Origin of the sequence: uncultured Roseobacter sp., from assembly GCF_947495025.1 — a bacterium.
Lineage (GTDB): Bacteria > Pseudomonadota > Alphaproteobacteria > Rhodobacterales > Rhodobacteraceae > Roseobacter.
This window is the reverse complement of record NZ_CANLXG010000001.1, coordinates 42,398-61,403: the sequence shown is the minus strand read 5'-3', so window position 1 is coordinate 61,403 and position 19,006 is coordinate 42,398. Positions and strand designations below refer to the sequence as shown.

Genomic DNA, 19,006 nt, shown 5'->3' with positions numbered 1-19,006 from the left:
GGGATCGGGATGCCCGTTTGCTAACGGAGGTTGCGTTCACTTGCACATGACGTTGCCGCCAGAAAAACGGGCGGCATTTTCACACAGATTTCAGTTGCAGTTTATCGCCTCGGCACCCGGCAGGCGGGAAAGAAAAAGGGGTGCCGAAGCACCCCTGGGAGTTTCGCCGTTCAGGCTCAGTTTGTTAACCGCTCGGTATTTTTCTGCCTGCGGCCTGAACGTCGTCAGAGGCGAACGCATCCGCCCCGTGTAAGCGCGGGTTTCCTGAGAAACCCGCCAGGTTGGAGAGAGCGGGTTTCGCAGAAACCTGCGGAGTCCAACTCTGTCCCAATTGAAGTGGCCAGGGTCCCACCCCGCCCCGCTTCAATTCTTGTGGAAGCCCCTTGCGGGATTTCCGCCGGATCAGGCCAATAGGCGGCCCTTACCGGTATTCGTCGGGGGCCGGCCTGCTCGGATGGCCAGGCCCCCTACACGTCCCCCAGGGACGCGTTTCCTGTCAGCTGCAGCCGGACGTGCCGCCGCAGGTATTACACTTCATGCACGTGCCGTTGCGCACCAGCGTGTAGTTGCCGCATTCGCCGCAGGCTTCGCCCTCATAGCCCTGCATTTTCGCCTTGGTCCGGGCGTCCATGCTGACCGTGCTGCTGGCGACAGCCGTGGTGGTCGTCATGGTGGCCACACCGCCTGTGGAACCTTCGAGCGGGGCAATCCCGTCAAAGGATACGGTTTCCTCGGCAAAGCCCTGCTGGCCACCCTGCAGAACCACCAGCTCCTGAGGCAGACGCTTGCGCAGGTAGCCTGTGGAGCTGATCTGCTTAAGCACTTCGAGCGATTTGGAGGCAGCGCTTTCAGAAAGCTCAGAGACGTTGCTCACACCCTCTTCCTCGCCACGGCCCAGATCGTCAAAGCTGTGACCCTCGGGCGCGACATGCGCCAGATCGGTACGATCAAGGTAGGAGACAGCCAGCTCGCGGAACACATAGTCCAGAATGGAGGTCGCGTTCTTGATTGTCTCGTTGCCCTGCACCATGCCAGCAGGCTCGAATTTGGTGAAGGTAAAGGCGTCGACGAACTCCTCCAGCGGCACACCGTACTGCAGGCCCACCGACACAGCGATGGCGAAGTTGTTCATCATGGCCCGGAAACCTGCACCCTCTTTGTGCATGTCGATGAAAATCTCACCCAGGTTGCCGTCCTCATATTCACCGGTACGCAGATAGACCTTGTGCCCGCCCACGATAGCCTTTTGCGTATAGCCCTTGCGGCGCTGAGGCATCTTTTCGCGGTGCGATTTGACGATTTCCTTGACGATGATCTTCTCGACGACCTTTTCAGCCAGCACGGCGGCTTTTTCAGTGATGGAGCCGCTTTCCAGCACCTCCTGGGCGTCCTCGTCGTCCTCGACCAGGGCCGCGGCGAGTGGCTGGCTGAGCTTGGAGCCGTCACGATAGAGCGCGTTGGCTTTGACCCCCAGCGACCAGGAAAGCTCATAGGCCTTCTGGCAGTCTTCGATGGTGGCATCGTTGGGCATGTTGATCGTCTTGGAGATCGCACCCGAGATGAAGGACTGGGCGGCAGCCATCATGGTGATGTGGCTGTTAACGCTCAGGAAACGCTTGCCTTTCTTGCCGCACGGATTCGCGCAGTCGAAAATCGACAGGTGCTCGTCCTTCAGGAACGGCGCGCCTTCGAGGGTCATCGTACCGCAGACGTGGTCATTGGCCAGTTCGATGTCCTTTTTGCTGAAGCCCAGATGGCGCAGCAGGTCAAAGGACGGATCGTTCAGTTTTTCGGCCGGGATGCCCAGCACCTGTGTGCAGAACTCCTCGCCCAGTGTCCACTGGTTGAACACGAACCGGATATCAAACGCCGAGGCCAGTGCCGCATCCACTTTGGCCAGCTCATTGGCGCCAAAGCCATGCCCTGCCAGTGTGGTGTGGTTGATGCCCGGCGCATTGCCGATGGTGCCGTGACCGACCGCATAGGCGACGATCTCTTCGATCTCGGCGGAACCGTAGCCCAGTTTTTCAAGGGCGGCCGGCACCGACTGGTTGATGATTTTGAAATACCCACCACCTGCGAGCTTTTTGAACTTCACCAGGGCAAAATCGGGCTCGATGCCGGTTGTGTCGCAGTCCATCACCAGACCGATGGTGCCCGTCGGCGCAATCACAGAGACCTGCGCGTTGCGGTAGCCGTGCGCCTCGCCCAGTTCCAGCGCCTGATCCCATGCGCCGCGCGCCACTTCGATCAGCTTTTCATCGGGGCAGTTTTTGTAATCCAGCGGGACAGGTGCCACCGCCAGCTTTTCGTAGCCGCCCACTTTGCCGTAGGCAGCGTTGCGGTGGTTACGAATGACACGCAGCATGTGGTCTGCGTTTTTGGCGTGCCCCGGGAACGCGCCCAGCTCACCGGCCATTTCAGCCGAGGTGGCATAGGAAACACCGGTCAGGATCGCGGTAAGTGCACCACAGAGGCTGCGGCCTTCGTCGCTGTCGTAGGAATAGCCCATGTTCATCAGCAGACCGCCGATGTTTGCATAGCCCAGACCCAGCGTGCGGAAGTCATAGGAGCGCTGTGCGATCTCTTTGGACGGGAACTGCGCCATCATCACCGAGATTTCCAGTGTGACCGTCCACAGACGTGTGGCGTGCATGTAGTCCTCGACCTGGAATACGCCATCCCTGAGGAAGGTCAGCAGGTTCATCGACGCGAGGTTACAGGCGGTATCGTCGAGGAACATGTATTCCGAGCACGGGTTCGAGCCGCGGATTTCGCCGTCTTCAGGGCATGTATGCCAGTCATTCACCGTGTCGTGGTACTGGATACCCGGATCGGCACAGGCCCAGGCGGCGTGGCCGACCTGCTCCCAGAGATCGCGTGCCTTGACGGTCTTGGTAACCTTGCCGTCGACGCGGTTGATCAGTTCCCAGTCGGCGTCCTTCTCTACAGCGGTCAGGAAGGCGTTGGTGACGCGGATGGAGTTGTTCGAGTTCTGGCCGGAAACAGAGTTATACGCCTCGGAGTCCCAGTCTGTGTCGTATGTCGGGAATTCGATCGATGTGTGGCCCTGCTTGGCGTAATCCAGCACGCGTTTGACGTATGTCTCCGGGATCGAGACCTTCTTCGCCTCGCGGATCGCCTGTTTCAGCGCGTCGTTTTTAGCCGGGTCATAGGCGTCCTCGACCGTGCCGTCCCACTCGCGGATCGCGGTGAAGAGCAGGTTGAGTTTCTGCTCGTGCATCTTGGAGCCCGCGACAATGCTCGCCACTTTCTGCTCTTCGATGACCTTCCAGTTGATGAAATCCTCGATGTCGGGGTGATCCGCATCAACGATCACCATTTTCGCGGCACGGCGTGTGGTGCCGCCCGATTTGATGGCGCCTGCGGCCCGGTCGCCGATTTTCAGGAAGCCCATGAGGCCGGAGGAGCGGCCACCGCCCGAAAGGCTTTCGCCGGCTGCCCGCAGAGACGAGAAGTTGGTGCCGGTGCCGGAGCCGTATTTAAACAGGCGCGCCTCGCGCACCCAGAGATCCATGATGCCGCCGTCGTTGACCAGATCATCAGAGACCGACTGGATAAAGCAGGCGTGCGGCTGCGGATGCTCGTAGGAGGATTTGGATTTGGTCAGCTTGCCGGTTTTGTAATCGACATAGTGGTGGCCCTGGGCGGGGCCGTCGATGCCATAGGCCCAGTGCAGACCGGTGTTGAACCACTGCGGGCTGTTGGGGGCCGCGCGCTGGCTGGCCAGCATGTGGCGCATTTCGTCGAAATAGGACTGTGCGTCTGCTTCATCGGTAAAGTAGCCACCCTTCCAGCCCCAGTAGGCCCAGGCGCCGGCAAGGCGGTCGAAAACCTGCTTGGACGAAGTCTCGCCACCCATGGACGCGCCCTCTGCCGGTACCGAACGCCACAGGAATTCGGGAACGCCCTTTTCCTTTACTTTACGGGTCGCTGTCGGAACGCCGGCTTTGCGGAAGTACTTCTGTGCGATGACGTCGCTGGCAACCTGGCTCCAGGAGGCAGGCACTTCGACCTCGTCGAGACGGAAAACAATGGTGCCGTCCGGATTGCGGATCTCCGACGCCGTTGTCACGAATTCCAGGTCTGCGTACGCATCCTGCCCGACTTTGGTGAATTTGCGTTCAATCTTCATGTGCGCTGCCTCATATCCAGCTTTTCCATCCATGAGCCCGTCGCGTCATTGCGCTTGAGGCCCAGCCCGTTGCCGCCGGTCTGAGGCAAAGTGATCCGGTCCGCAGCAACGCAGAATGCGCGCCCCGGTCACGGTTCAGATCGGTAAATTACTGATCGTCTTATGCCCCTGTCCCGTCGATCCGCCCCTGAGCGTTTAACCACTACATGTTGTGGCGTCATCGTCGGCCTGCACAAACTGACGTATCTTGCCCTGGTGGGTCAACGATATTTTTGTACTTTTTTTAAAACTTAGCGGCTTGACGGAAGGCGTGATTTAAGCAGCGTTCACGACGACGTGATTCAGATCACAACCCAGAGTAACATCGCAGGTTCGGGCTGTGGACAACCTCTCAGATCATGCGTCTGGATTTTCCTTTTTGTACGGCAAGCTTACGCAGTCTCATTGAGGCGATACGTGAGATTATCCACAATACGCTGCCGCATTCTGAGACATTCGTTATCAAAAGGTAAACGAATGAACCCGACCGGTAAGGATATTCACCGGATGTTACAGTTTTATGGCACCGCCGTGGCGCGACTGCATCAACCCTCCCCATATATGGTGAGGTTAGTCACAGGACGGCCAGGAGCAACACCACATATTGTGCATTCGGATTCTGCGGAACGCCGGGGATTCTGATCTCAAGCGACGGATCGAGTCGCAGTCCGTCACTGAGCAGCAGGCGTCCGGAACCTCGCCTGGCAAGACCTGAGCCACAGCGGTTCTGCGCCCGTCAGTATTACAGAAAAATCTGAAAGTGGTCGGAGCGAGAGGATTCGAACCTCCGACCCCCTGTACCCAAAACAGGTGCGCTACCAGGCTGCGCCACGCTCCGACTGCGCCCACATAGACCGGCTGACATGATTTGAAAAGCCCTAACAGGGCCAGATAGCATCAGAGTGTTCAAAAGACGGGTGACGCACCTGCGATCCGACCGTAATTCCCAGCGCTTTGGACATACCGCCGTTGATCTCGAGCACATGGGTGAGCCCCCTGCCGCCGGGAATCGGCGTTTCATCAAGCGGCACGGCGCGATGGTGAATGTGGCGCACAATACCCTGCGGATCGATAAAGATCATATCCAGGGGTATGAGCGTGTTGCGCATCCAGAAGGAGAGACTCTGCGGTGCAGGATAAATAAACAGCATTCCCGCCGATGCAGGCATGCTTTCACGATGCATCAGCCCCTGAGCGCGTTCGGAACGATCATCTGCTATTTCGACGGTGAAACGCGCGGATCCCCAGTCTCCGCGGAGATAGACCGTACCATCGCGACACGTCTGTGCCGCCACAGGCCCCGCCAGCAGAACCAGAACGGCCGCAAACCTGAGAATCATTCCTCGTCGCGGTCGAGTGCGGCTTCCCATGCGAAAACTTCCGCGGCCATGTGACCTCTGCGGCCCTCGATAACGCGCAGCGCCAGAGCCTCTCCGGGTGCCAGATCTGACAGCCCCGAACGGCGCAGAACCTCCATGTGGAGAAAGATATCATCGCGGCGACCGAAGATATTGGCGAAACCAAAGCCCTTGCCTTTATCGAACCATTTCACACGGGCCGGTTCCAGCGGCGCGCCGGCAACAACCTCAGGATCGAGGGCTGCAATGTCAGACAGGCCGGCGCTGTCACCGGTGTCTGGTGGGTGAAGTGCAATAACGTGAGTCGCCTGAACACCACGGTCAGTGCGCTGGATCTCCAGTTCGACCCGCGCGCCGTCAGCAACCGAGCTCTGTCCGAAATTGCGCAAGACGTTCACGTGAAGGAGAATATCCGGCCCGCCCTCGTCAGCCACAACAAATCCGAACCCCTTTACAGGATCGAACCATTTGACCATTCCCGATACGGGTGTCGCGATTTCAGCCGCTTCGTTCACGCACTCTCTTCCCGGACTCCTGGGCCACTATACCACACTCTTGCGCGAAAAGGCTTTCATCTATCAACCAAAAACGCGCCTGTGCACCTTAATTAGGGCTCGTATTCCCAATTATGCACTGTCGCAAGCATCACCGGATTGTGAAAGGGTTAATTTTTCCCGCGAGGCGGGAGGACGCTCCTGCAAGCCTTTGAAAGCAAGGTGCGTCACAACATGCGCACATTAACTGTGCAAAAATACACAAACCGGAAAATGCCCTGTTTCTGAAGCAATTGCTTCACGGATTCAGGCGCTGCACGCTCCATTCAGCTTCGTGAGATGCACGTCTCCAGACGAAACGGTCGTGCAGCCGGAAATCTCCGTCCGCCCAGAATTCAATTTCTACGGGCGTGATCCTGTAGCCGCCCCAGAATGGCGGGCGCGCCGGGTCGGTACCATGACGGGCCGTGACACGGGCGACTTCGGCCATCAGCGCGCTGCGGCTGCTCAGCGGCTGCGACTGTTTTGATGCCCAGGCGCCAAGACGGCTTTTGAGAGACCGCGAGGCATAATACTCGTCAGCCGCCGGCCCGTCCTCGCGGTCGATCATACCGCGCACACGGATCTGCCGGCGCAGCGATTTCCAGTGCATCACAAAGGCCGCCTTCCCCGCGCTGTCGAGTTCGCCGGCTTTGGCGCTGCCGTAGTTCGTGTAGAAAACGAAACCATCGTCTTCGATCGCCTTGAGCAGCACCATCCGGGCGTTGGGCAGCCCGTCTGCATCTACAGTGCTCAGGGCGATGGCATTGGGGTCATTGGGCTCACTTTCGGTGGCCTCTTCCAGCCAGCGCCGCGCGATGGCAAACGGATCGTCGCCTGCAAATTTTCCTGACCGCTTTTCCATCTGATATGCTCCATCGGTGTCCGTCGCGCACAACAGGTGGCTGTTGTGCCGGAAAGGTCAAGGCCACCGCGACATCTTGATGGCCCCCTGCCAATCGCCTAAAGGTCAGAGACTGACTTATGAATTTTGCAGGGGGTGATCATGGCAAACGATCTGATGGCGGGCAAACGCGGGCTGATCATGGGGCTGGCCAACGACAAGTCGATCGCCTGGGGCATCGCAAAAACATGCGCCGATGCCGGCGCACAGCTTGCGTTCTCCTACCAGGGCGACGCGCTGAAAAAGCGGGTGGACCCCCTGGCGGCACAACTGGGCAGTGATATCGTCCTGCCCTGCGATGTCAGCGACGAAGGGTCGATCGACGCACTGTTTGACGCGCTGAAGGAAAAATGGGGCTCCATCGACTTTGTGGTCCACGCCATCGGCTTTTCCGACAAAAATGAACTGCGCGGTCGCTATGTCGACACAAGCCGCGCAAACTTTGCCTTGTCGATGGATATTTCGGTTTATTCGTTCACAGCCGTTGTTCAGCGTGCCGAAAAGATGATGAACCCGGGCGGTTCGTGCCTGACACTCACCTACTATGGCGCGGAAAAGGTCATGCCGCATTATAACGTCATGGGCGTGGCCAAAGCAGCGCTTGAGGCGTCAGTCCAGTATCTGGCCGAGGATCTGGGTAAGGACGGCATTCGTGTGAATGCTATTTCTGCCGGACCTATCAAAACGCTTGCGGCAAGCGGCATCGGTGATTTCCGCTATATTATGAAGTGGAACGAATACAACTCGCCCCTGCGGCGCAATGTGACCACCGATGACGTTGGCAAGGCAGCTTTGTTCCTGCTGAGTGATCTCGGCTCGGGCACGACGGGCGAAAACCTGCATGTGGACGCGGGATATCACGTGGTCGGCATGAAAGCGGTTGATGCACCTGATATGAGCAGGGACTGACCAGGTGAGCCCCGAGAGCCTGATTGCCTTCAATCTGGTACTGGCGGCGGCCATCGCCAGCCCCGGGGCTGCGCTGCTTTATTTCATCAGGACCACCGTCAGCGCCGGGCGTGCGGCGGGTATCGCCACAGGTGCGGGCCTTGGCGTCGCCGCGGCATCCTGGACGCTGGCGGCCCTTCTGGGTCTGGAAAGCATTTTCCGTCTCTTTCCCTGGACATACACAATCCTGAAAACTGCCGGCGCGGTGTATCTTCTGTGGATCGCCCTGCAGACCTGGCGCCGCGCACGGGACCCTCTTGCCGACAGTGCCACGCCCCGCGGTCGGGCCTTTGTTTCCGGCCTTCTGGTCAATGCGGGCAATCCCAAGTCCATGCTCTTTGCGGCTGCGGTGATCCTTGTGGTCTTTCCACAGGGGCTTGCAACCGGCGATATCGCCGTGATCGTCATTAATCATATGGTGCTTGAGATCCTCTTCTACACGCTCTTTGCCGTGCTGCTGTCCAGTGGACCTGCCAGACGGGGCTATCTGAGTGCCAAACCCCTTCTGGACCGGATCGCAGCCACTGTGCTGGGTGCTCTGGGCCTTCGCCTGCTGCTTGAGAGGTAACTGAACCATGACGTCAAAAGACCCTGGCCGCCTGCCACATGAAAAAGGGTTTCATATCAGCTGGGACCAGATCCACCGCGACAGCCGCGCACTGGCATGGCGCCTTGACGGTCAGGGCCCTGATGACGGCGCCTGGCGCGCAGTGGTGGCCATCACGCGCGGCGGTATGGCCCCGGCGATGATCGTGGCGCGCGAACTGGACATCCGCGTCGTCGACACGATCTCGGTCGTTTCTTACCATTCCGGAGGCGGCAAAGCCGACCAGCGCCGTGATGCACAGGTATTGAAAGCACCTGATGCAAAGATGATGGGCGACGGCACAGGTATTCTGATCATTGACGACCTCGTAGACAGCGGCAAAACGCTGGAGCTGGTCCGCGCGCAGTACCCCGAGGCGCATTTCGCCACCGTCTACGCGAAACCTCAGGGCGAACCACAGGTCGACACCTTCATTACCGGCGTCAGCCAGGACACATGGATCTTTTTCCCCTGGGATATGGCCCTGCAGTATGTTGAACCCTACCGCGGCACAGACTGACCCGGCAAAGCAGAACCTTCCGCTTGCGGCGGGGGTATTCAGCGCCGGACCACTACAGCACCTTCTGCGGCTTCAGGTGCGCAATATCCCGCCAGCGCCCCCCGCCACCTGACCCGGCGTGACAGGAGATCAGATGTCTGAGACGAGAACCACAAGTACTTTTGCTCCGCCGGTCATGGAAGCGCGGCGCTGGCTCGATGGCGTCGAGTTTCCCCCCGGCCGCGCACTGATCAATGTCAGTCAGGCAGCCCCCGTGGACCCGCCGGTTGACGGAATGCGTCAGGCAATGGCCGATGCGGCACTCACCCGCGACGATGCACATCTTTACGGACCTGTACTCGGCATGCCTGCGCTCAGAGAGGGCCTCGCCGACCGGACGGCAGCCATCTACAAAGGCAGTGTATCAGCGGCGCAGGTGGCGATTACGTCAGGCTGCAATCAGGCTTTTGCCGCCACGATTTCCACGCTCTGCACCGAAGGCGACGAAGTAATCCTTCCGACGCCCTGGTATTTCAACCACAAAATGTGGCTCGATATGGCGGGTGTGCGCAGTGTTCCGCTGCCCACCGGTGCCGCACTTCTGCCGGACCCGCAGGCCGCTGCCGTGCTGATCACGGACCGCACGCGCGCCATTGCGCTTGTTTCCCCAAACAACCCGGCAGGCGTCGAGTATCCGGCAGAGCTGCTGCGCGCGTTTTTTGATCTGGCGCGCGCCCGTGGCATCGCGCTGATTGTCGATGAAACCTACCGCGACTTTCACAGTCAACCGGGGGCGCCGCATGATCTGTTTCATGACCCTGACTGGCACGACACGCTGATCCATCTGTACTCCTTTTCCAAGGCCTACCGGCTGACCGGCCACAGGGTTGGCGCCCTGGTTACCAGTGCATCCCGCCTCGCGCAGGCCGAAAAGTTTCTGGATACCGTGGCAATCTGCCCCGGACAGATCGGTCAGTATGCGGCCCTCTGGGGCATGCAGAACCTCGATGACTGGCTCGCCGGCGAGCGGGATGAGATCCTGCGCAGGCGCGCGGCCATTGAGGCGGGTTTTACTCCGATGGCGGAGCGTGGATGGTCGCTGATGGGTGTCGGCGCCTATTTCGCGTATATGTCGCATCCCTTCGCCGAAAGCTCGGCGACACTGGCACCAAGGCTGGTGCGGGAACAGGGTATTCTGTGCCTGCCCGGCACGATGTTCTGTCCCGGCGATGATCCTGCCGGCGCGCGACAACTGCGGATTGCCTTTGCCAATCTCGACGTGCCCGGCATCGGCGCATTTTACGCACGCCTGGCTTCGGTGACCGGCTGACGCGCCCTGCCCCTTGCCCCTGCCCGCGCCTGCGCATAGACAGTGCTGCAACAACAATGTCCCTGTGGATGAGAGGTCAGGATGGCTGCTGGAAAGAGCTTATCGAAAACGGCGATGTGGATCCTTATGGGTCTGCTTTTTCTGGGCCTCGCCGGCTTTGGCGCGACCAACCTGTCGGGCAATATCCGCAGTATCGGTACCGTCGGTGACAAGAGCCTGCCCGTCGAGGCCTATTTCCGTGGTCTCCAGCAGGAAATTCAGGCGTTTCAGCAACAGAGCGGTCAGGTCCTGCCCTTTGCACGCGCACAGGAAATCGGCCTCGACCGAGCAGTCCTGCAGCGTCTGGTGGCCAATCGCGCACTCGATCACGAGGCATCCCTTATGGGCATTTCGATCGGTGACGAAAACCTGCGTGACCGCATTCTGAGCATCGGTGCATTCCGGGGGCTGAACGGTGAGTTCGACCGCGAGGCCTACAGATTTGCACTGCAGCAGAATGGCGTGACCGAAAGCCAGTTTGAGGTCCAGTTGCGCGAGGAAGTCGCACGCACGCTGCTGCAGGGTGCAGTTCTGAGCGGCGTGGAGATGCCCGATACCTACGTGGACACACTGATGACTTATGTTGCAGCGCGCGCCAGCTTTACCTGGACCGCCCTGGGCGCTGACGACCTTGAGGCACCGCTGCAGGTGCCCGACGATGCAGCACTGCGCGCGTACTACGACGAGAATATCGACGATTTCACGCTGCCGGAGACCCGCAGGATCACCTATGCGATCCTGACACCCGACATGCTGATTGACGAAGTGGAAATCGAAGAAGCCGTGCTGCGCGAGCAATACGAGGCCCGCTCTGCTGAGTTCAACATGCCCGAGCGCAGGTTGGTGGAACGGCTGGCCTATCTTGACGAGGCCTCCGCCTCTGCTGCACTGGCAAAACTTGGCGACGAAACCGGGTTCGAGGATCTGGTAGAAGAGCGTGGCCTGACCCTGCAGGACGTGGATCTTGGTGATGTCAGCCTGTCTGACCTTGGCGAGGCGGGCGAGGCTGTGTTCGCAGCCTCGGTCGGTGACGTGGTGGGCCCTCTCCCCAGTTCTCTGGGGTCAGCGCTCTTCCGGATCAACGCTGTGCTCCCGGCGCAGGAAACATCCTTCGAGGATGCACAGGAAATTCTCCGCCCGGCACTGGTAAACGACCGCGCACAGCGCCTGGTGGATGCTCAGGCTCAGAACCTCGATGACATGCTGGCCGGTGGTGCCACGCTCGAGGAACTCGACACCGATACCGACATGGTCCTCGGCCAGATCGACTGGACCGCTGCCACGGATGAAGGTGTCGCAGCCTATGAGGCTTTCCGCGCCCAGGCCGCTCAGGTGAGCGCCGAGGATTTCCCGGCAATCGAACGACTGGATGATGGCGGTCTGTTCGCACTGCGTCTGGACGACGTTCTGCCCCCGCGCCCGCAGCCCTTTGAGGACGCACGCGCAGACGTGATTGCCCACTGGCAGGCCACCGAAACCGCTGCCCGGCTGGCTGCACAGGTTGAAACCGCGCTTCCGCAACTGGAGAGCGGCACCAGCTTTGCCGATCTGGGATACGATGCAGTCGTCGAGGAAAACCTCATCCGCAGCGACTTTGTCGGCGGCACACCCGCGGGTTTTATGAACACCGTCTTCGGGATGGAACCCGGTGAGGTCCGCGTGGTCGAAGGCCCCGGCAGCGTCATCATTGTCCGGCTCGACAGCACGGCAGCACCGGCAGACAACGAAGACAATGCCCGCCTGCGCGAACAGCTGGCGCAACAGGCCGGTGATACGCTGGCACAGGACCTGTTCGATATTTACAGCGCGGATGTCACCCGCCGTGCGGACCCTCAGATCAACCCGCAGGCCCTGCAGGCCGTGCACGTCAACTTCCCCTGATCCCGGCATGGCACTGACACCGGAATTCGATGCGTTTGAGGCCGCCTATTCTGCAGGCCGCAACCAGATCGTCTACACCCGCCTTGCGGCGGACCTTGATACGCCCGTTTCGCTGATGCTCAAACTCACCGGTGCACAGAAGGACGCCTTTGTTCTGGAATCCGTTACAGGCGGAGAAGTGCGCGGGCGTTATTCGATCATCGGTATGAAGCCGGACCTCGTCTGGCGCTGTCGTGGCGAAACCAGCGAGGTGAACCGTTCCGCGCGGTATGATGCGGCGGCCTTTGCCCCGATGCACGGCAACCCGCTGGATGCGTTGCGCGCGCTGATTGACGAAAGCCGGATCGACCTGCCCGAGGATCTGCCCCAGGCGGCCGCCGGGCTCTTTGGGTATCTGGGCTATGACATGGTGCGCCTGGTGGAGCACCTGCCCCATATCAACCCCGATCCGCTGGGCCTGCCGGATGCTGTGATGCTGCGCCCCTCGGTCGTCGCCGTTCTGGATGGCGTCAAGGGTGAAGTCACCGTTGTCTCACCGGCATGGGCCTCTGACGGACAATCGGCACGTGCGGCATACGCCCAGGCCGCCGAGCGGGTCATGGACGCCGTACGGGATCTGGAACGGGCGATGCCTGCGGCAACACGCGATCTTGGCGATGCCGTCCCCCCCGGTGACCCGGTGAGTAACTTTACCCGCGAAGGCTATAAGGCCGCAGTGGAAAAGGCGCGCGACTACATTGTTGCCGGTGACATTTTTCAGGTTGTCCCGGCCCAGCGATGGACCCAGGATTTCCCGCAGGATCCATTTGCGCTTTATCGCTCGCTGCGGCGCACGAATCCGTCGCCGTTCATGTTCTATTTCAACTTCGGTGGGTTTCAGGTGATCGGTGCCAGCCCGGAAATTCTGGTGCGTGTCTTTGGTCAGGAGGTCACGATCCGCCCGATCGCCGGCACCCGCCCACGCGGTGCGACACCAGAAGAGGACCGCGCGCTGGAAGCCGATCTGCTGGCCGACAAAAAAGAGCTGGCCGAACACCTGATGCTGCTTGATCTGGGCCGCAACGATGTGGGCCGGGTTGCAAAAATCGGCACGGTGCGCCCGACCGAAGAATTCATCGTCGAGCGCTACAGCCACGTGATGCACATCGTCTCGAACGTTGTGGGCGAGCTGAACGAGGGCAAGGACGCGCTGGATGCATTCTTTGCGGGCATGCCTGCAGGCACGGTTTCCGGGGCCCCCAAGGTTCGTGCGATGGAGATCATTGACGAGCTGGAACCCGAAAAACGCGGCGTCTACGGCGGCGGTGTCGGCTATTTCAGCGCGGGCGGTGACATGGATATGTGTATCGCGCTGCGTACCGCCGTCGTGCAGGACAAAAAGCTTTATATTCAGGCCGGTGGCGGTGTTGTCTATGACAGCGATCCGGAGGCTGAATATATGGAAACAGTGCACAAATCCAACGCGATCCGGCGCGCAGCAGCGGATGCGGCGCGCTTTTCCGGCGACGGGAACAGCTGATCCGTGGCCCGCGCCTCATTTGAGATAGCGGGCCACCGCATCGCGCCGGGTAACGCGGATACGGTTCACCTGCCTGTCTCGAGCATGCCCGATCACACGCCGGTCAGCCTGTCCGTGCGTGTTCACCACGGCAGACGCGCGGGCCCGACGGTGTTTGTTTCGGCAGCGGTGCATGGCGACGAGGTCATCGGCGTAGAGATCGTGCGACGGCTGTTGCGCGCGCCCCAGCTGAAATCGCTCCGGGGTACGCTGCTGGTGGTGCCCATCGTCAACTCGTTTGGGTTTCTGAACCGGTCGCGGTACCTGCCCGACCGGCGTGACCTGAACCGGTGTTTCCCCGGGCATCCGTCGGGATCTCTGGGATCACGGCTGGCGCATATTTTCCTCAACGAGGTGGTTCTGCGCTGTGATACCGGCATTGATCTGCACTCAGCGGCGGTCCACCGCACAAACCTGCCTCAGATCAGGGTGTCGCCCGGTCACAGCAAAACGGCGGCGATGGCGGAAGCTTTCGGCGCGCCGGTGATCCTGACATCACCGCTGCGCGACGGCTCGCTGCGCGCCGAGGCTGCAGAGCGCGGCACACCTGTGTTGCTTTATGAGGCCGGTGAAGGGCTGCGCTTTGACGAAATGGCGGTGCGGGCGGGTGTTGCAGGTATCCTGCGCGTGTTGCGCAGCCTTGATATGCTGCCCGCGCGCGGGATCTCCAAGGCGCGCGCACGACCCTACCTGTGCAAGTCCTCCACCTGGTTGCGCGCGCCTGCGGGTGGATTGCTGCGCACCTTCCGTGCCGAGGGCGAAACCGTCAGTGCCGGTGATGTGCTGGCCAGTGTCTCTGACCCTTTTGGCGGGATCGAAACAGACCTTATTGCTCCGTCTGACGGCATCCTGATCGGCCGGGCCATTCTGCCTGTGGTCAACGAGGGGGACGCGGTCTTTCATCTTGCAGCCCTCAGCCCGACCGCCGCAGAGGACACGGTCGAGGGTCTTGCGGCGCAGCTCGAAAGCGACCCGCTTTTTGATGAGGATGAAATCATCTGAACGCTCCGGCACTGCAGATTTGTTTTAAATCGAAGACATTTTGCGCCCTCCGATCCGACGGCTTTTGAAACTTCCTCAATGATCCTGCGTCATTACGTTCCCGTATTGTGACGGTCTGCAAAGGCCTGATCTGACGAGAGTGAGAAATATGGCCCCCCGATCCTGGCTATGGAAACCTGCCGTACTGCGCGCACTTCTGAAAATCTGTATTTCCAGGCCACAGCGACTCTGGAGACGATATGTAATCGCCGTGATCTTCGTGGCGGCGATGCTGGGCACAGTACATGCAGTCTCGCTCAAGAGCGTCCGCATGCTGGAAACGCACGCAGAACTAGTGAGCATCGCAGGCGATCAGCGCATGCTGAGCCAGCGCATTCTCTTTTACATGAACAGATACGCAGAAACCGGCAGTCAGAGTGGCAAAGATGGTCTCGCCGCCTCTGCTTCAGCCTTTGAAAAGATGCACCGTGAACTGAGCGCCAGAACCGATCTGCCTGCAGAAGTCAGGACGTATTATTCTGAAACCGGCGAAATGCCTCTGGACAGTCTCACACAGCGATTTGCGGCCATGGCGATCTATTTTCCGCAATCCGGCGGCACAGAGCGGGAAAACATCCGCGAGCAACTGAACTTCTGGGCCAAGACAGAACTGCTGGACCGGCTGGATGGCATGGTCGCGTTGCTGGAAGGACGGCTTGCGCAACAGTTGCTGAGGCTAAAGCGCATTCAGAACGCGGCATTCGTCAGTGCTGTTATCGTACTCGCGATCGAGGCCCTTTTGATTTTTCTGCCCGCACAGATCAGCGTCAACCGCAGTATCAGACGTCTGGAGCGCCGAAAGAACCAGCTCCAGGCCGCTTTCCGCAGGATGCAGGCACGAAACCAGGAACTGTACCAGGCGCATAAATCACTGAACTACGCGGCCACACATGATGTGCTGACGGGTCTCGCAAACCGCCGCGCGCTCAACAGCTATATGACGCGGTTGCCACAAAACAGCGCCGAAGGAGATGTCGGGATCTGCCTTCTGAAAATCGATCTCGACTACTTCAAATCGGTAAACGATATGCTTGGGCATGCAGCCGGTGACGATGTACTGGTCCGGGTTGCCCGGCTTTTGCGCAAGCACGGAAAGCCTGACGACTTTATTGCACGTATCGGCGGCGACGAATTCGTCATGGTGATCACATCCCGCGCCGCACCAAGGTTCGTGGAAACGCTGGCGGACAACATTGTCCGGTCAGTCAGTGAACCGCTCGTGATCAAGGGCAAACCCTGCCGGATCGGCGCCAGTATCGGCTATACCTTCGCCAGTTCCTCCACCGCGACACAGGACCAGCTGCTGCTGGAGGCTGATCTTGCCCTCTACCGTGCAAAACGCGGCGGACGGGGCATTGTCTGCCGGTATTCTGAAGAGATGCGCACCGATATTGAGACCCGCAACATTCTCTTCGAGGAAATCAGACGCGGTTTCGATGAAGGCCAGTTCCGGCCCTACATTCAGCCACAGGTCTGCACCGGCACCGGCAGATTGCTGGGCGGCGAAATCCTTGTCCGCTGGGCACATCCTGAACGCGGTGTAATCCCACCCGCCCTGTTCATGGCGGCTGCAGACGAAGCAGGCCTGCTGAACCAGATCGACATGCTGATGCTGCAGGAGGGTCTTGATCTGCTGGAGCGTGTGCGTGCAGGCGGCGTGGCGCTGCCCCGGATTTCTTTTAACGCCTCGCCTGCGACACTGCGCGACGTGCACCTGCCTGATCGCATGATGCAGGCCGTAAAAGAGCGTTACCTGTCGCCGTCTGATGTGACACTGGAGGTTCTGGAATCCACCGTCGTGGAGAGCGGAGAGGACGTTGCGGTATCCATCGTCAATCGCATTGCAGACAGCGGGTTCAATGTTTTCCTCGACGACTTCGGCACCGGTTACGCCTCGATCTCTACCCTGTCTCACCTCCGGTTGAGCGGGCTCAAACTCGACCGGTCGCTGATTTCACCGGTTCCGGAAAACCGGGCGGAAAGCATTATCGGCGCTCTGGTGGGCCTGACAGAAAAGCTGGGTATGATCATCGTTGCCGAGGGCGTGGAATCTTCGGCGCAGCTGGACGTGGTGCGCGACCTGGGATGCCAGATCATGCAGGGGTTTCTGATTGCCGAGCCAATGCCGGAAGATGCGTTCGTAGCCTGGTACCGCGACCGAGAAACACAGGCCGAGGAAGCAAGGCTTGCCTGATCAGAGGCTTTCCTGAACCGAAAGTGCGGCACTCACCGGGACAATCGCCACCCGGCCGGCACGGTCCTGAAGTGCCCATACCAGCAGTGCTGAAACGGTTTCTTCGCGCAAACGGCCGAGCATCACCACACCACCTTCCTGAGACGCGCGGAATGCCGCCTGATCCAGAAAACGGCGGATGACAGCCGGCGACTGGTCCTGACCGTCAAAGTCGCGGAACACCACCGCCGACGGCACACCGGCACGTGCGGCGAGTTTCTGTACAGTGTTCAGGCCGCGGTTCTGTGTGACAAATCCGTGGCCGCTGTCTGCCAGACTGCCGGTGACCTGTTCACTGGCTTCCCGGGTGGTCTGCACGCCGGTTCCGGGCCCTTCAAGAACACCTACAGCTTCCGGCACGGCGTCCAGCGCAGCAGAGAGCGTCACCGCCGCGTCACTTGCCACCGCACCTGCTGGAAGGTTGACAAGGGACAGTACCTCGAACCCTTCAGCGCGATAGGCCGCCGCCCGTTCCGCCGCATCAGGAAGCGTCGCATCGACAGCAAAACTCACCGGGTATGGGAAGCTGCGCAACGCCGGCAGACCAATCGTGCCGGCAGAGAGATCGGCACCCGTATCCATCAGAACAATGGCCATGACCGGCTTGCCGTCCGGGTTGTCTGCAGGCCGCGCGTATTTTTCGACCGGTTTTGCACCGGTCGGTGCCGTGATTACCGCGGCTTCCCCTGCCTCGGCTTCCGGCTCTGCCGGTTCAGCGGCCGTCTCCTCTTCTTCCGCCGCCGCGCCGAGATTTGGCAGGCGGTTTGTACGGACCCCTTGGGCAAGGTTGCCCAGCGTGCCCTGCAACGTTCCGGGCACGGCAGGTGCCGGTACAGCATCGTTTTCAGCAGACGGTGGGCCCGATGACGTATCCGCAATTGCGGCGGCCTCATCCGGGATGCTGCTGCCGGCGTCAGGCTGCCCGACAGACGTTTGTATTGTCGGCGCAGTTTCAGGAGCAGGGTCACTCACACCCGCGTCACCGGTACCGGGCGCAGGTGCCCGGACGTCCACAGGAAGCGTTTGTGCCGACGGAACGCCCGCGGTCGATGTGTCCGCCCCGGCCACTTGTGCAACCTCTGGTTCTGATGCGGGTGCGGGCGTCACGAATTCCGCTTTCTCGTCTGTACCTGCAGCGGACAACGCCGCAAAGCCCGCGGAAACCACCGGTGCTTCAGGTATCGCCGGCTGAACAGGTTCTGGTGATACCTCGGGTCCGGCTGCGGCGAACGCAGACTGCTGCACCGGGACGCGGGGCGCCGGTGGCTGGGCAGGATCTGCGGATATTGATGTTTCATCCGGTGCCGGGGCGGGTACGGTCGTCCCGGTCGAAGGGGCAGAAAGACCGGCAATCTCGGTCTGAACAACCGGCGCAACCGGTTGTGCCGGACCCGTTTCAGGACCGGGGGTCGCTTCCGCGGCAACATCGCCCTGCTCTTTGGCGGCTGGCGGGCTGGCCGGGTCCGTAGACACACTGACCGAGGGTTCAGCGGACGGAACACTCAGACTGCTGGTTTGCCCGCCCCCCGCGACCGGCGCGTCAACCGCCGGCGCTGTCAGAGATCCCTCTCCGCCAGCGGGCGCTGGTTTACCGAGGGCCGACACATCACCGGCCAGAGGAACAGCAGCGGGCGTCAGGTCATCGGTCCGCAGGCCGGCCAGAGTGTCCGGCTCCGGCGCAGAACGCAGCGGGGCCACCGGCGTGTCATTCCCGTTTTCCACTGGCTGGATCGTCGTATCATCAACCGGTGCCGCCGCAACAACGGCATCATCCGTCTGTGCAGGCGCCACAACCGGTCCCGGTCTGTCAGTGAATATGGAAAGCAGTACGACGCCGCTGAGGCTGACGCAGCTGCCCCACAACACGCCTCTGATAAAACCTCTGGCCACGCTCAGCCCGT

The 19,006-nt window shown here is 60.5% G+C and carries 13 protein-coding genes and 1 tRNA gene; 8 read left to right on the top strand and 6 right to left on the bottom strand.

The window, feature by feature from the left end; all coding sequences use genetic code 11:
- Positions 1 to 496: 496 nt before the first annotated feature.
- The 5 genes from Q0792_RS00260 to pdxH form a co-directional block, all read right to left on the bottom strand.
- Positions 497 to 4,156, bottom strand: coding sequence for a vitamin B12-dependent ribonucleotide reductase (locus tag Q0792_RS00260; protein WP_298835491.1), 3,660 nt, complete (start codon positions 4,154 to 4,156; stop codon positions 497 to 499).
- 800 nt (positions 4,157 to 4,956) lie between these two features.
- Positions 4,957 to 5,033: transfer RNA gene (locus Q0792_RS00255), tRNA-Pro, on the bottom strand.
- Positions 5,034 to 5,073: 40 nt separating this feature from the next.
- The gene (locus tag Q0792_RS00250; RefSeq protein ID WP_298835489.1) at positions 5,074 to 5,535 is read right to left on the bottom strand and encodes a DUF192 domain-containing protein; all 462 of its coding nucleotides are present in this window, start codon (positions 5,533 to 5,535) and stop codon (positions 5,074 to 5,076) included.
- The gene (locus tag Q0792_RS00245) at positions 5,532 to 6,029 is read right to left on the bottom strand and encodes a cold-shock protein (RefSeq protein ID WP_298838524.1); all 498 of its coding nucleotides are present in this window, start codon (positions 6,027 to 6,029) and stop codon (positions 5,532 to 5,534) included. Before Q0792_RS00245 ends, Q0792_RS00250 begins: the two co-directional genes overlap by 4 nt.
- A gap of 316 nt (positions 6,030 to 6,345) precedes the next feature.
- Positions 6,346 to 6,951: a pyridoxamine 5'-phosphate oxidase gene (pdxH, locus tag Q0792_RS00240; protein WP_298835487.1), complete on the bottom strand. Its 606-nt coding sequence runs from the start codon at positions 6,949 to 6,951 to the stop codon at positions 6,346 to 6,348.
- Between the two features lie 141 nt (positions 6,952 to 7,092).
- On the opposite strand from pdxH, the gene fabI reads away from it, so the two are divergent.
- The 8 genes from fabI to Q0792_RS00200 all read left to right on the top strand — a co-directional run bounded on the left by fabI (position 7,093) and on the right by Q0792_RS00200 (position 17,066).
- Complete coding sequence (fabI, locus tag Q0792_RS00235; RefSeq protein ID WP_298835485.1) at positions 7,093 to 7,899, top strand: enoyl-ACP reductase FabI; 807 nt, start codon at positions 7,093 to 7,095, stop codon at positions 7,897 to 7,899.
- A 4-nt stretch (positions 7,900 to 7,903) separates the two neighbouring features.
- Complete coding sequence (locus tag Q0792_RS00230) at positions 7,904 to 8,506, top strand: LysE family translocator (protein ID WP_298835484.1); 603 nt, start codon at positions 7,904 to 7,906, stop codon at positions 8,504 to 8,506.
- Positions 8,507 to 8,513: 7 nt separating this feature from the next.
- Positions 8,514 to 9,044 (top strand): xanthine phosphoribosyltransferase, encoded by a 531-nt coding sequence (gpt, locus tag Q0792_RS00225; RefSeq protein ID WP_298835482.1) that lies wholly within the window; start codon positions 8,514 to 8,516, stop codon positions 9,042 to 9,044.
- Positions 9,045 to 9,177: 133 nt separating this feature from the next.
- Positions 9,178 to 10,353, top strand: a complete 1,176-nt coding sequence (locus tag Q0792_RS00220; RefSeq protein WP_298835480.1) for an aminotransferase — start codon at positions 9,178 to 9,180, stop codon at positions 10,351 to 10,353.
- An 81-nt stretch (positions 10,354 to 10,434) separates the two neighbouring features.
- Entirely contained in the window at positions 10,435 to 12,273 is a 1,839-nt protein-coding gene (locus tag Q0792_RS00215; protein ID WP_298835478.1) for a peptidylprolyl isomerase, read from the top strand.
- A 7-nt stretch (positions 12,274 to 12,280) separates the two neighbouring features.
- Positions 12,281 to 13,792 (top strand): anthranilate synthase component I, encoded by a 1,512-nt coding sequence (gene trpE / locus Q0792_RS00210; RefSeq protein ID WP_298835476.1) that lies wholly within the window; start codon positions 12,281 to 12,283, stop codon positions 13,790 to 13,792.
- Between the two features lie 3 nt (positions 13,793 to 13,795).
- Entirely contained in the window at positions 13,796 to 14,833 is a 1,038-nt protein-coding gene (locus tag Q0792_RS00205; protein WP_298835474.1) for a succinylglutamate desuccinylase/aspartoacylase family protein, read from the top strand.
- A gap of 148 nt (positions 14,834 to 14,981) precedes the next feature.
- Entirely contained in the window at positions 14,982 to 17,066 is a 2,085-nt protein-coding gene (locus tag Q0792_RS00200) for an EAL domain-containing protein (protein WP_298835472.1), read from the top strand.
- On the opposite strand, the gene Q0792_RS00195 is transcribed toward Q0792_RS00200, so the two are convergent.
- The gene (locus tag Q0792_RS00195; RefSeq protein ID WP_298835470.1) at positions 17,067 to 18,995 is read right to left on the bottom strand and encodes a divergent polysaccharide deacetylase family protein; all 1,929 of its coding nucleotides are present in this window, start codon (positions 18,993 to 18,995) and stop codon (positions 17,067 to 17,069) included.
- Positions 18,996 to 19,006: the final 11 nt, after the last annotated feature.

Coding starts and splice junctions, on each gene's coding strand:
- Q0792_RS00260 (WP_298835491.1), bottom strand. CDS start 4,156: ATGAAGATTGAACGCAAATTCACCAAAGTCGGGCAGGATGCGTACGCA.
- trpE (WP_298835476.1), top strand. CDS start 12,281: ATGGCACTGACACCGGAATTCGATGCGTTTGAGGCCGCCTATTCTGCA.
- Q0792_RS00200 (WP_298835472.1), top strand. CDS start 14,982: ATGGCCCCCCGATCCTGGCTATGGAAACCTGCCGTACTGCGCGCACTT.
- Q0792_RS00220 (WP_298835480.1), top strand. CDS start 9,178: ATGTCTGAGACGAGAACCACAAGTACTTTTGCTCCGCCGGTCATGGAA.
- Q0792_RS00215 (WP_298835478.1), top strand. CDS start 10,435: ATGGCTGCTGGAAAGAGCTTATCGAAAACGGCGATGTGGATCCTTATG.
- Q0792_RS00245 (WP_298838524.1), bottom strand. CDS start 6,029: ATGGTCAAATGGTTCGATCCTGTAAAGGGGTTCGGATTTGTTGTGGCT.
- Q0792_RS00250 (WP_298835489.1), bottom strand. CDS start 5,535: ATGATTCTCAGGTTTGCGGCCGTTCTGGTTCTGCTGGCGGGGCCTGTG.
- pdxH (WP_298835487.1), bottom strand. CDS start 6,951: ATGGAAAAGCGGTCAGGAAAATTTGCAGGCGACGATCCGTTTGCCATC.
- gpt (WP_298835482.1), top strand. CDS start 8,514: ATGACGTCAAAAGACCCTGGCCGCCTGCCACATGAAAAAGGGTTTCAT.
- fabI (WP_298835485.1), top strand. CDS start 7,093: ATGGCAAACGATCTGATGGCGGGCAAACGCGGGCTGATCATGGGGCTG.